Genomic DNA, 12865 nt, shown 5'->3' on the forward strand with positions numbered 1-12865 from the left:
GGCGGGGGGATTTCCCGCCATCGTTCGTCATGCATTCGTAATGGCGTCCAGTCCGGGCGCCCGGGGGAAAACCATCACCATGAAACCGTCCCGCCCACTTCGCGTCCTGCTGCTGTCGCTGGCCTGCTCCGCCGCCCTGGCCGCGCAGGCGCAAACCGCCCGCCTCGACATTCCCGCCGGCGACCTTGCCGGCGCGCTGGATGCCTATGCGCGCCAGACCGGCACCCAGCTGGTGTATCGCGCCGATCAGCTCAAGGGCGCGCGCAGCGCCGGACTGAGCGGACAGGCGGCAACGCCGCAGTCGCTCGATGCGCTGCTCAAGGGCAGCGGTTTCCGCGCCCAGCGCGATGCCTCCGGGGCGATGCTGATCGTGCCGAACGGCGCCGCGGCCAAGCCGGCCGCCCCCGCCCGCCCGGCGCCGCAGGCCCGGCCAGCGCAGGCGGCCGCCGATGCGCCGGTCACCAACCTCGAGGCCATCCAGGTCACCGGCTCGCGCATCCCGCGCGCGCAGGTGGAAGGCCCGGCGCCGATCACCGTGGTGTCCGCCGAACAGATCCAGGCCGCCGGCCTGACCTCGGTGCCGGACCTGTTGCGCTCGCTCAGCCAGAACAGCGGCAGCGTGCAGGGCCAGCAGAACACCACCAGCGCGCAGTCCACGCCCGGCGCACAGGCGGTCGACCTGCGCGGCCTCGGCCCCAACCACACCCTGGTGCTGGTCAACGGCCGCCGGATCGCCGACTTCCCGCTGCCACTCAACAGCCGCAGCAACTTCACCGACATCGGCAACCTGCCGCTGGGAATGATCGACCGGGTCGAGATCCTGACCGGCAGCGCCTCGGCGGTGTACGGCTCCGACGCGATGGCCGGCGTGATCAACTTCATCCTGAAGAAGTCCGTCGACGGCACCATCCTCGACTACCGCTACGGCGACACCAGCCGCGGCGGCGGCGAGTCGCACCACCTCACCCTCACCACCGGCTTCGAACGCGGCGGCTTCACCGGCGTGGTCGGGCTGGAGCTGCTCGACAAGAAGCCGCTGTGGGGCTACCAGCGCAACGTCCAGGATTCCACGCTGGATGCCCCCACCTCGCGCCGGCGGCTGCCGCGCCTGACCGCGCAGCTGTACGACTGGGATGACGACGTCAACATCGCCCCCGCCGACGGCTGCCAGGCCATGGCCGGCCTCAACGAGGGCACCACCGTGCCGGCCGAGGACCGCTACGGCGAACCCTACTGCGGCAGCGAACGCGCGATCGCCTATCGGACCATCCAGAACCAGCGCAAGGGCGCCAATGCCTACGGCGCGTTCGAATACACCATCTCCGACAGCCTGACCTGGTTCGCCGACGTGCAGCTGGGCTGGCAGGAGGTCAAGTTGCTGACCGGCACCAACGGCAACGACGTCGCCAGCGACCACATGGGCTGGGAGTTCCACGATCCGGCCTCGACCAACAACTACCGCAACAAGATGTTCTTCAACGCCAACACCGGCCACTACGAGATCTGGTCGCGGCAGTTCACCCCCGAGGAGATCGGCGGGCTGGGCAACCGCATGAACGTCACCACCGAGAAGACGCTGGCGGTGACCACCGGTTTCAACGGCACGTTCGGCGAGAACTGGGACTGGGAAGCGTCCTACAACCATTCCCAGTACAAGGCCGACGTGGGCATGCCGCGCATCCGCGCCGCCGCCGCCAACCGCCTGTTCCTGGGCGAGCGCCTGGGTTATGACGACGACGGCTACGCGATCTACGCACCGGACCCGGCGCGCCTGTTCACCCCGCTGACCGAAGCGGAGTTCGCCTCGATCGCGGCGATGTCGACGTTCCGCCCGAAGTCGGACAACGACAACCTCAGCTTCACCGCCAGCACCCCGTCGCTGTTCACCCTCCCCGCCGGCGACGTCGGCTTTGCCGGCGCGCTGGAATACGGCAGCCAGTCCTACCGCATCAACCCGGACCCGCTGGCGCTGACCGAAGACGCCTATGTCGGCCCGCGCTACGGCGACGGCAGCGGCAGCCGCGACCGCTGGAGCGCCGCCGGCGAGCTGCGCATGCCGCTGCTGTCCTCGCTGCAGGCCAGCCTGGCCGGCCGCTACGACCGCTACAGCTACGGTGGCAAGCACCCGGGCAAGTTCACCTGGAGCGCCGGCCTGGAATGGCGGCCGATCGACACCCTGCTGATGCGCGGCTCCTACGGCACCGGCTTCCGCGCCCCGGACATGCACTACCTGTTCGCGGGCCAGGACTATTACCGCACCCGTTACGCCACCGACTACTACCAGTGCCGCACCGACGAACCGGGTTACAGCGACGGTGACTGCTACGACGACGGCAGCTGGGACGTCAGCACCTTCGACGTCTACACCGGCAACCTCGAACTGGACGTGGAAACCAGCCGCTCCATGACCGCCGGCTTCGTGTGGTCGCCGACTTCCGCCTTCGACATCGCGATGGACTTCTACAAGATCCGGGTGATGAACCAGGTGCAGGCGCAGGACCGCGAGGTGCTGCGGATGACCGAAGCCGACTGCCGCCTCGGCAGGACCGCCGAAGGCGTCACCGTGGACATCAACTCGCCGACCTGCGTCGATGCGCTGGCGCGGGTGATCCGCGATGCCGATGGCGACATCACCAGCGTGCACTTCGCCCCGATCAACATCGCCGAGGAGGAAACCTCCGGCATCGACGTGACCGCCAACTACCGCCTGCAGACCGCGGTGGCCGGCGACTTCCGCTTCACCGCCAGCTACAACTGGGCGCGCCGCCACAGCCGCATCCAGTATCCGGGCGACCCGTCCGAGGACATGCTGGACGTGAGCTTCAGCGCCACCACCCTGCCGCGCAGCAAGGGCAACCTCGGCGCCACCTGGGAGCGCGGCGGGTGGGGCGCCAGCCTGTTCGGCACCTACCTCGGGCGGGTGGCGAACTACGACAACGATGCATGGACGCAGGCCAGCTGGCGCTTCAACGCCGGCGCGCGCTACGACGTGAACGACCACTTCCGCATCGCACTGACGATCAACAACCTGCTCGACAAGATGCCGCCGAAGGATCCCACCTGGGCGAACTACCCGTACTACGACACCTCGTGGTTCGACAGCTTCGGCCGCAGTTTCTTCGTCCAGTTCACCTACAAGTTCGGCGGCAAGCCGCTGAACTGAAAAAACCCGAACACTTGCGGCATCCCTCCTGCCCCGGCCCAGCCGGGGCTTTTTTTGCGCACTCAGTTCGCCGCAGGCACGGGATCGCCGACGAAGCGGCGGTAGCCGAGGTAGTGGTGGAACACGAAGCCAGCGAACGCCGGACGGCCGCGGTAGGCATCCTCGACCTTGCCCGCCTCGCGCTCGAACGCCGCCTCGGGCATGCCATGGAAGCTGAGCTTGGCCGGCTCGCCGGGGTTGAACTCCAGGCCTATGACCACGCGCTTGCCGATGCGGCTGGCGTAATCCATCTCGGCCTGCGCATGCGACAGGATCGAGTCGCGGCCCTCGGCGCGGTTGCGGTAGTCCATCAGCGCGATGTAATCGGTGAGGTCGGCGACATGCTCGCTGACCGGCTTGCGCACGCCGCGCCATTCCAGCGCGATGCCATCCCACCAGAACGGCATCGCCGGGCCTATTTCCAGCGTCTGGCCGGACTTGCGCCTGGCCTCCATCATCGCCGCGGTCATGTCGAGGAAACCGAGCAGCAGGCGCGGACGGGTGGCGTCTTCCCACTCGTCCAGCAGATGCGGTTCGATGTCGTAGTTGACCCCGTCGAAGCGCTCGGCCGGCGCCGCCGCGGCGTTGTAGTCCAGAACCCGCTGCAGCATCGCCACCGCCTTGCGCTGGTGGCGCGGCAGCACGTAACGCTCGGTGTGCAGGTACCACGAGCCCAGCAGCGCATACACGCGGATGCCGCGGACATGCGCGCGGCGGATGAAGGCCCGGTACAGCTGCGGCTGCTGTTCGATCAGGTTGCGCCGCTCGAACGCATCGGCGTACAGGTAGACGACGTTGACCCGCTTGCGCTGCAGGAACGCCAGCGCCTCGTCCGCTGCTGCCGGCGATTCCAGCATCGCGTACGAGGGCCCTTCCCAGGTCCACACCGCGCGCGGCGCCGGCACCGTGGCCGGCTCCTGCGCACAGGCATTGGTGGCCAGCGCCAGCAGCGCGCACAGGGCCAGTTGCGTCGCCAGCCTGACGGGATTCATGGCGCGTTACCTGCGATATCCAGCGGCAGCCGGTAGCGGCCGCGTCCCAGCGGCTTGCCGGTGTCGGGATCCGAAGGCAGCACCGAGATGAAGTAGTGACCCGGCCCCAGCTTGGCCGGCAACGCCAGCATCACTTCGCGGCGCTCGTGCGGCTGCAGGCGGATCGCACTGCCGTAGCCTTCGCGAAGTTCCCGTCCGTCCTCCGCGGCCAGCACCGCCAGCGGCGCGAACACCCGCGAATCGTGTGCATCGCCATTGACGAAGGTCGCCGCCACCCGCACGCCGTTGCCGTCGTTCTCCAGCCGCACCGCATCCAGGCCCAACCCCGCCGGCAGCGCCACCACCGCCGCCACCGGCTGCACGGCTGCGGCCGGCGCCTCGCGGTACGCCACCAGCGCGGGCATGCCGCCTTCCGGGGAAAGCGCGAGCTTGCCCACGAACGTGGCGTTGGCGGCCTGGTAAGCCAGCAACCGCGCGGTCACCTGCGCGCGCAGGCCGGCGTCGTCGACTTCCAAAGCGCGGATGCCGTCCTGCAGTTCGAACAGCCGGCCATCGTGCAGGAACCAGCGCCCGCTCACGAAGTCGGGCACGCTGGTCTTGGTCTGCTTGAGCGCGATCTCTTGCTGGCTGCGGAACGCATCCGCCATGTCCAGGCCGCGGCCGGTCCAGGTGACCTGCGCCGGCCGCTGCAGGCCGTAGGTGTGCGACAGCAGCGCCAGCAGCGAAGGCGTGACGTCCAAGTGCGAGGACACCGCACGCACCCGCGCCGGCCTGCGCAGCAGCGGCGAATGGATCAGCAGCGGTACGTGGTAGCGCTCGATGTGGGTGCCCTGCGGGATCTCCGCCAGCCGGTGGTCACCGGTGACCACGAAGATGGTGTCGGCGTACCACGACGCCTTGGCCGCGGACTCGAAGTAGCGCCGCAGCTGGTCGTCGGTGTAGAGGATGGCGCTGTAGATGTCGGCCTGCGCGCGGTATTGCGCGCGCCGCGATTCCGGCACGCCCAGCGCCTGCAAACGCGGTTCGATGCGTGCCTTGTAGGCAGCCTGCCCCGGGAAGCTGTAGCTGGTGTGCATGCTGATGGTCTGCACGCCCAGCACGAACGGCGGGCGCAGCTGCGCGCTGTCGGCCAGTACCCGCGACACCAGCTCGCGGTCCGGATAGCCCCAGTCGCTGAACGGGTTGCGCTGGTAGCCCGGGCCGAAATTGCGCAGGTCGACGAGATCCTCGACGTCCTGCAGCTGCAGGTAGCCGCGCTCGTTGTCGAAATCGCTGTCGGTGCCGCTGTAGAAGGCGCTGCGGTAGCCCTGGCGGTGCAGCACGTTGAACAGGCCGGCGTGCGCGGGCATCTTCGGCCCCAGCGCTGCGAAGCCCTGCTCGGCCAGCGGCAGCGAGCCGAACAGCGCCGGCAGCACGCCGAAAGTGCGGCCCTGGTTGGCCAGAAAATTGTCGAAGTACAGGCTGCGCCCGGCCAGCTCGTCGAGGAACGGGGTGAAGCTGCCCAGCGGCGCATCCGGGCCGGAGAACGAACGCCCCAGCCCTTCGACCACGATCACCACCAGGTTCGGCGGGCGGCCGTCGCGGGTCGGGCCGAAGTACGGGCCCAGCGCGTCGGGCGTGGTCTCCGGATGCAGGAAAGGCCAGGCCGGATCGGTTACCGGCTCGACTGCCGACGCCGCCGCAGGTGGCATGCCGATCGATGCCGCGACCGCCGTGGCAGGCACCGCCGAAGAAGTGGCGCGCCACCAACGCAGGCTGTCGGCGACGAAATAGGCGCCCTTGCTGGTGGCCGCCGCGCGCGCGTCTTCGCTGTCCAGACCGCGCGTGCCCGGTGCCAGCGGCAGCAGCCACGCGGCGAGGCCGACGACCAGCACGCCGGCGAACAGGCCCGCCGGTGTGCGCGCCGGCTGCCGGCTGCGCCAGACCAGCGCCGCCCACAGCAGCGGCAACGGCAGCAGCAGCCCCGCCCAGCCGAACATGCCGATCCCGGCACCCGTGCCGCCCACCGTGGTGCGGATCTCGGCCAAGCCGTAGCCGAACAGGTCTGAGCCCAGCGGCACCCGCGCCGCCAGGTAGTACTGCTCCAGGCCCGCCTGCAACAGCAGGAACAGCGACCACAGCGCACCGACCGCCAGCAGCGCCGCGCGCCGGCCGGGCAGGCTGGCGAGCGGCCAGCCCAGCAGCAACAGCAGCGGCAGTGCGCGCAGCAGGAACAGCAGCTGGTTGCCCACCGCCAGCGCCACCAGCGTGGAGCTGCCGCCAACGTCAGGCTGGGCCCGCAGTGCCGCCCACAGCGCCAACCCAAGCTGGGCCACCAGCAGGGCCGGCAGCCAGCCCCACAGGCGCGATGCCGCCAGCCCCTTCGCCGAGGGGGTGGCCGCAGACGTGGTTAGGGCCACTACCAGCGCCGGTACAGCGACAGCGACAGCTGGCGCTCGTCGAAGCCGTCGGCGTCATCCGAGGCACCAACGCCGACCTTGAATCCCCAGTCCGGGCGGAAGTAATGCGTCCACGAAACGCCCAGCGAGGCGTTGTTGTTGCGCACCAGCGCGCCGCTGCGGTCGAGGTCGCTGCTGCGACCGCTGCTGCCGCTCACTTCGAAATAGTCGTCGGCATTGCCGCGGTAGTAATTGCGCGCCACCACCCGGTGGCTCCAACTGCCCGAGCTCACCCCGGGCACGTGCTGCAGTTTGTAGCGCAGATACCAGTTGCCGACGTAGCGGCCCACGCCGACGCCGTAGAACTCGGTGTCGGAGCTGAAGCGCAGGTGGTCGATGCTGGCGGACAGCTCCCAGCCACTGCCCACGCCCTGGAACAGCTCGGTCCGCCACGAATGGCGCGGCAGGATGCCGCTGGACGGGCCGTGCTGGTAGCGCACGTTGGCGTAGGCGCGCGCCCACAGGGACACGTAGCCATCCAGCGCCCAGGCGCTGTCGCGGCGGCCGAAATGGTCGGCATGCAGGACTTCCAGCCCCAGCGAGCCGCGGGCGAACTTGCGCCGCAGGGTCAGGTTGGCGTCGTTCCAGCCTTCGCGCCCGCCGCTGAATTCGGTGCGGTCGACGCCGGCGCGCAGCGACCAGGTGTAGCCGTCGGCCAGCAACGCGTCGGGCACCGCCAGCAGCGGCATGGTGCTGTCATTGAGGCTGGCAACCTGCGCAGGATCCGCGCCGCGCGCTCCGGCGGCGTCGAAATCGGCGCGCGCCTCCGCCATCCGGCCGGCGGCGCGATAGGCGCGACCGCGGGCGATCAGCGGCTCGGGCGCGCTGGTCGGCGCCAGCTCCACCCAGTGCCCGTAGGCCTCCGCTGCCTGCTGCGGACGCGCGCTCCACAGGTACATATCGCCCAATGCCGACCAGGCATCGGCATAGCCGGGCTTGGCGCCGGTGACCGCCAGCAGGTCGGCCTCGGCTTCGGCGTGGCGGCCGGCCCAGGCCAGGGTGCGGCCACGCGCCAGCAGCACGTCGCTGTTGCCGGGCGAGGCCTGCAGCATCTGCGCGTAGATCGCCAGCGCCTGTTCGCGCTGGGCGGCGTCGCCAGCCGTGGCCAGCGCGCGGGCGCGCTCCAGGCGCGCCTCGTAGCTTTCCACTGGCGCGTCCTGCGCCGCGGCGGGTTCCTGCAACAGGGCGGGATCGGCGCCGCCGGCCAGCAGCGCGGCATGGAGGACGGCGGGGTACAGCAGGCTCATGGACATGTCCTTTGCGGTATCTGCTTGCGATCAGGAAACGGCGGGGCCGGTGGCGGCGACGCGGGTCGCGTGCTGGGGCTCGTGTTCCTGCCATTCGGCGCTGCGGTGCATATGGCCCCACTTGGAACGGCGACGCAGCTTGACCACCCAGCGCACCAGGCCGACCACCCGGAACAGCGACGTCATCTGCCGGTAGCCGAAGTTCTCCAGCACCGCCACCAGGAACAGCTTGAGCTGCTGGCGCGGGCGCGGGTACAGGTGGAAGGAAATCTCCTCCAGCATCATCGCGTTGACCGACAGCAGCACGCCCAGCCCGACAGAGGCGAACAGGAAGGCGAAGAAGGCCTGCGTGGACAGCATGCCCATCAGCCCCAGCGCGATCACCGAGAGGTAGCCGAACACCTCGATCACCGGGCCCAGGCATTCGAACACCAGCATGAACGGATAGGCCACCCAGCCGACGGTGCCGCCATTGCGCCGGAACATCAACCGCCAGTTGCCGAACAGGCTCTCGGCCAGGCCCTGCTGCCAGCGCACGCGCTGGTTGTACAGCGAACGCAGGTCGGACGGCACCTCGGTCCAGCAGATCGGGTCGGGCACGAAGGCGATCTTGTACGGGCGCTTTTCCTCAAGCATGCGGTTGTGCAGGCGCACCACCATTTCCATGTCCTCGCCGACCAGGTCGCCCTTGTAGCCGCCTGCGGCGATCACCCGCTCCTTGTAGAACACGCCGAACGCGCCGGAGATGATCAGCAGCGCGTTGATCGGCGACCAGCCCAGCCGGCCGAACAGGAACGCGCGCAGGTATTCCACCGTCTGCACCAGCGGCAGCACCTTGTCCGGCAGCTCCACCTTCGACAGCAGGCCGTCCTTGACCTTGCAGCCGTTGACGATGCGGATCACGCCGCCGGTGGCGATCATGCTGGCGTCTTCCAGGAACGGCTGCACCACCCGCGCCAGGCTGTCCTGCTGCAGGATGCAGTCGGCATCGACCACGCAGAACAGCGGGTAGCGGGCGGTATTGATGCCGGCGTTCAGCGCATCGGCCTTGCCGCCGTTGTCCTTGTCCACCACCCGCACCCGCCCGCCCTGCGGCGAGGCGAAGATCCGGCGCACCGGTTCGGTCTTGAGCCGGCTGCGGTAGGCCTCGGGGAACTCCACCAACCCGAAGGCATCGACCACGGTCTGCAGGGTGGCGTCGGTGGAACCGTCGTTGACCACCACCACCTCGAAGTTCGGGTAGTTCAGGCGCAGCATCGAACGCACCGTGCTGACGATGGTGCGCTCTTCGTTGTGGGCCGGCACCAGGATGCTGACCGGCGGCTGGTAGTCGGCGAAGTTCTTGACCCGGAAGCCGGCGCCGTGTTCGCGCGCATGGCGCAGGATCGCGAACATGGCGATGAAGTTCAGCGCCAGGTAGACCACGTTGATGCAGATGAAATAGGCCAGGAAGGTCCACTGCATGCCGATCAGCGCGGACGAGATTTCCGGGGTGATCCAGGACAGGTTCATTGCGTTTCTCCCAGCGCACGCTCGGCCATCACCTGGGTGAGGATGTCGCGTGCATAACGATCTTCCTGCGCGTCGCGCACCTGTGCCAGCCGGCCTTCGCCGGCGAGCAGGTGCTGCAACGCCTGCGCGGTGCGATAGCGGACCCACCACTGCGGGTCCGACAGCAGCGGTACCAGCGCTTGAGCGTCGGCGGCACTGCCCAGGCGGCCGATCGCCGCGGCTGCGTGCATGCGCACATGCCAGCGCTCGTGGACGAGCAGCGGCCGCGCCTTGTCGAGGTCGCCGGCATCGGCCAGTACCTGCAGGCAGGTGGACACCAGGTGTTCGTCGTGCGGTTCGGCCAGGATGCGGGCGATCACCGGGGCGGCCGCTTCCGGGCTGACCCCGGCAAGGAAGCGCACCAGCCGCGGGGCCACTTCGTCGTTGGCGCGCAGCGCGGCCGCGCCCAGCTCGTTCTTGACCGCCTCGGGGCCGGCCTCGTTGAGCATCTGCGCGATGCCGCCGTCGACCCAGTCATGGCGCGACACGATCTGCGGCACCACCTGCTGCACCGCGCGCTGCGGATCGATCCGCATCAGTGCACGCGCCGCGCTGATCGACACGATCGGGCTGGCATCGTCGATCAGCGCCGCCAGTCGGTCGAAGCTCGACGCGCTGCGCAGGTAGCCGATCGCGATGATGGCCATCACCCGGTCATGGAAGCGGCCGTGTTCGACCATGCGCTCCAATTTCGACGCAAGGTCCACCTGCCCGGCGACCGCCAGCATGCCGCGGTCCTCGGCGCCGCCGGGCGCATCGTGCAGTTCGTTCCAGGCCTCCACGAAACCGGTCATGTCGCGCGCGGGCAGCGCCGGCACGCGGGTGGGCGGCTCCTGCATGGCGTCCACCAGCACGCCGCGCCAGAGCGTCGCCGCGCGCAGGTGGTTGCGTTCGCGCCGCTGGGCCAGCTGGCGAATCACCAGCACCGCCAGCAGCAGCAGGACCGACGTCACCGTCACGCCCAGACCGACCCAGATCGCGAACGCGATCTGCGAGTCGGCATGCATCAGGGTATCCATTTCAAACTCCCGTCCGCGCTCGCGGACTGTTCATTTCTGTCCGCTCAGGCGTCTGCCGGAGCGGCATCGGGCGCCATGAAGCGCCGCACTCGCTCCAGCATGTCCTTGACCTCGCCGTTGCCGGGGTCGCGCCGCAGCGTCTCCACGAACACTGCTTCCGCTTCCTTCCAGCGCGCCTGCCGGAAATACGCATTGCCAAGACCCTGCAGCACCATCCCGTCGGTCGGATACAGCCGGCGCAGTTCCAGGAAGTCCTGCTGCGCCTGTTCCAGCCGCTTCCTCGCCAGGTCGCTGTAGGCCATCCCGATCCGCGCGTCCTTGTCGCCCGGGGACATCGCCAGCGCGCGCGCGAACGCGGCGTGCGCCTCGTCGTTGCGATGCAGGCGGTATAGGCTCCAGCCTTCCAGGCGCAGCATGCGCGGCCCCTTGTCCTTCACCGCGGACAGTGCGGACAGGCTCTCCTCGAAGCGATCCTCGTCGAACAGCCGGGTGGCGCGATCCTCCGCCTCCATGTCGGCGCCGCTGACTCCCGCGCCGGTGGTCGCATAGGTCTGCGCCTGCACCTGCGCATGCTCGGCCAGATAGCGCTGCACGTTTCTTGCGCGGTGCAGGCCGAGGTAGCAGTGGATGTAGGCAACGCCGTCCGCGGACAGCGCCGCCTCGGCCGCCGCCTTGGAATTCTTCGAATAATTCTCGCCGAACTTCTGCCCGAGGATGCTGCCCATCGGGAAGTTCTTCACCGTCATCCCATGGCTTTCGGCCAGCGCGCGCTCGCGCTCCAGCAGCACCTTTTCATAGGGCACGTTGGGCTCGAGCAGGCTGATGATGGTGGTGACGCCGCGCTTCTTGAGATCGGCGAAGTCTTCCTCCACCGGATACGGCCCCAGCAGCACGCCCTTTACCGGCGCTTCGGCCCGCACCGCCCGCCACGGCTGCACGAAGACGCTGGCCGGGTGCAGCAACACCCACACGCCGAAGGCGAACCCGGCAAGGCCGAGTACGAGGACGGTGATGACGATGCGTTTGCTGGGCTTGTACATGGGCTCTCGACTAATGGGCTGAAATCCGGATGCAAGCCGCCGCCGCCCCGCATGCGGGATCCGCGGTCGACGCCTTGCGCCCTCGTTGCATTCGTGCCCCAACGCGGCGTCCGCATGGCTGGCATCGAAGCGGCCGCATATGCGGCTGTAGGAAATGTGACGCAATTCGCATGCCAGACCGGACAGCGCAGAGGCTCGCGGCGCCAGCCATGCGCGCAGTCATCGCAATCTGGCGTTTTGCGTCAGTTTTCGACGCGGGGCGGCGGCTGGTTGGCGGGCTGCAACACGTCATGGTTGCGGCCGCGGAACGGCGCATACCAGCGCTGGATCGCGGCGATGTCCGCCGTCATGTCGCCGCTCAGCGCAAAGGCCGGGCCGATGGTGAGCGTGCGGCTGGGATAATCGAACGCCGCCACGATCACCGGCACTCCGGCGCCGTGGGCGATGCGCCAGAAGCCGGGCTTCCACTGCTCCACCTGGCGGCGGGTGCCCTCGGGGGCGATCGCGTACCACATGCATGGCGAATCCCGGAGCGCATCGATCGCCTGCCCGACCACGCCGTTCGCGGCGGCGCGGTTCACCGGGATCACCCCCTGCCAGCGCAGCAGCGGGCCCAGCATCGGGATCCGGAACAGGCTGTGCTTGCCCAGGATCGACAGCCGCAGCCCCATCGCCAGCTTGGCGGCGATGCCCCAGACCCCGTCCCAGTTGGAGGAATGCGGCGCCGCGATCAGCACCGCCCGCGGCAGGTCGGGCAGGGCACCGGCCATGCGCCAGCCGCCCAGCCGCAGCACGCTGCGCCCCAGCCATTCCATGCCGCGATTGCGCGGCATCCGCGGCGCCTGTTGTGGCAGCGCCAGCACGCTGTCCCCGTGATTCCGGTTCAATCCCAACCCCGCCCGCTGCGCCCCTGCTTGATGCTCGCACGTCCGCGTTTTTCGCCCAAGCGCCGCTCCTTGGAGCCGCGGGTCGGCTTGGTGGCGATGCGCGGGGTGGGCGCATGCAGCCCGCTTTCGATGAACGCGGCCAGCCGCGTGCGTGCATCCTCGCGGTTGCGCTCCTGGGTGCGGAAGCGTTGCGCCGACAGCACCAGCACGCCGTCGCCGGTCACCCGCCGGTCGCGCTTGGCCAGCAGCCGCGCCCGCACCGGTTCCGGCAGCGACGGCGAGCGCGCAATGTCGAAGCGCAGCTCGACCGCAGTGGCGACCTTGTTGACGTTCTGCCCACCCGGCCCCGACGCGCGCACGAAGCGTTCGATCAGTTCGTCATCGTCGATGGCAAGCCGGCCGATCTGCATGCGGCGATTCTAATGGCAGCGCCGTTGCAAGCCGCAACGTGCGCGCGCCGCATCGACGTGCCATTGCCGGGCCGGGCCG

Annotated in this window: 9 protein-coding genes; 1 reads left to right on the forward strand and 8 read right to left on the reverse strand. The window is 69.2% G+C overall.

The features are described 5' to 3' along the window. Positions 1-79: 79 nt before the first annotated feature. Positions 80-3163: a TonB-dependent receptor gene (locus tag E5S66_RS00230; RefSeq protein WP_138346413.1), complete on the forward strand. Its 3084-nt coding sequence runs from the start codon at positions 80-82 to the stop codon at positions 3161-3163. 62 nt (positions 3164-3225) lie between these two features. Here E5S66_RS00230 and E5S66_RS00235 read toward each other — a convergent pair whose 3' ends face one another. The 8 genes from E5S66_RS00235 to arfB form a co-directional block, all read right to left on the reverse strand. After that, entirely contained in the window at positions 3226-4194 is a 969-nt protein-coding gene (locus E5S66_RS00235) for a hypothetical protein (RefSeq protein WP_138346416.1), read from the reverse strand. Continuing rightward, the gene (locus E5S66_RS00240) at positions 4191-6593 is read right to left on the reverse strand and encodes an LTA synthase family protein (RefSeq protein WP_138346419.1); all 2403 of its coding nucleotides are present in this window, start codon (positions 6591-6593) and stop codon (positions 4191-4193) included. Before E5S66_RS00240 ends, E5S66_RS00235 begins: the two co-directional genes overlap by 4 nt. Further along, positions 6593-7879: a YaiO family outer membrane beta-barrel protein gene (locus E5S66_RS00245; protein WP_171033422.1), complete on the reverse strand. Its 1287-nt coding sequence runs from the start codon at positions 7877-7879 to the stop codon at positions 6593-6595. The genes E5S66_RS00240 and E5S66_RS00245 overlap by 1 nt, the downstream gene beginning before the upstream one ends. Positions 7880-7909: 30 nt before the next feature. Further along, positions 7910-9391, reverse strand: a complete 1482-nt coding sequence (locus tag E5S66_RS00250) for a glycosyltransferase family 2 protein (RefSeq protein WP_211219329.1) — start codon at positions 9389-9391, stop codon at positions 7910-7912. After that, positions 9388-10449, reverse strand: coding sequence for a HEAT repeat domain-containing protein (locus E5S66_RS00255; RefSeq protein ID WP_138346425.1), 1062 nt, complete (start codon positions 10447-10449; stop codon positions 9388-9390). The genes E5S66_RS00250 and E5S66_RS00255 overlap by 4 nt, the downstream gene beginning before the upstream one ends. Positions 10450-10493: 44 nt before the next feature. Next, entirely contained in the window at positions 10494-11489 is a 996-nt protein-coding gene (locus tag E5S66_RS00260; protein WP_138346428.1) for a tetratricopeptide repeat protein, read from the reverse strand. A gap of 242 nt (positions 11490-11731) precedes the next feature. Continuing rightward, positions 11732-12322 (reverse strand): lysophospholipid acyltransferase family protein, encoded by a 591-nt coding sequence (locus E5S66_RS00265; RefSeq protein WP_138346430.1) that lies wholly within the window; start codon positions 12320-12322, stop codon positions 11732-11734. A 50-nt stretch (positions 12323-12372) separates the two neighbouring features. Further along, positions 12373-12786, reverse strand: coding sequence for an alternative ribosome rescue aminoacyl-tRNA hydrolase ArfB (gene arfB / locus E5S66_RS00270; protein ID WP_028839497.1), 414 nt, complete (start codon positions 12784-12786; stop codon positions 12373-12375). Positions 12787-12865: the final 79 nt, after the last annotated feature.

This window comes from Thermomonas fusca, from assembly GCF_005862345.1.
Lineage (GTDB): Bacteria > Pseudomonadota > Gammaproteobacteria > Xanthomonadales > Xanthomonadaceae > Thermomonas > Thermomonas fusca.

Excerpts from the sequence above, each read along its gene's own strand:
- arfB (WP_028839497.1), bottom strand. The coding sequence starts at position 12,786 with ATGCAGATCGGCCGGCTTGCCATCGACGATGACGAACTGATCGAACGC.
- E5S66_RS00245 (WP_171033422.1), bottom strand. The coding sequence starts at position 7,879 with ATGAGCCTGCTGTACCCCGCCGTCCTCCATGCCGCGCTGCTGGCCGGC.
- E5S66_RS00260 (WP_138346428.1), bottom strand. The coding sequence starts at position 11,489 with ATGTACAAGCCCAGCAAACGCATCGTCATCACCGTCCTCGTACTCGGC.
- E5S66_RS00255 (WP_138346425.1), bottom strand. The coding sequence starts at position 10,449 with ATGGATACCCTGATGCATGCCGACTCGCAGATCGCGTTCGCGATCTGG.
- E5S66_RS00230 (WP_138346413.1), top strand. The coding sequence starts at position 80 with ATGAAACCGTCCCGCCCACTTCGCGTCCTGCTGCTGTCGCTGGCCTGC.
- E5S66_RS00235 (WP_138346416.1), bottom strand. The coding sequence starts at position 4,194 with ATGAATCCCGTCAGGCTGGCGACGCAACTGGCCCTGTGCGCGCTGCTG.
- E5S66_RS00265 (WP_138346430.1), bottom strand. The coding sequence starts at position 12,322 with ATGCCGCGCAATCGCGGCATGGAATGGCTGGGGCGCAGCGTGCTGCGG.
- E5S66_RS00250 (WP_211219329.1), bottom strand. The coding sequence starts at position 9,391 with ATGAACCTGTCCTGGATCACCCCGGAAATCTCGTCCGCGCTGATCGGC.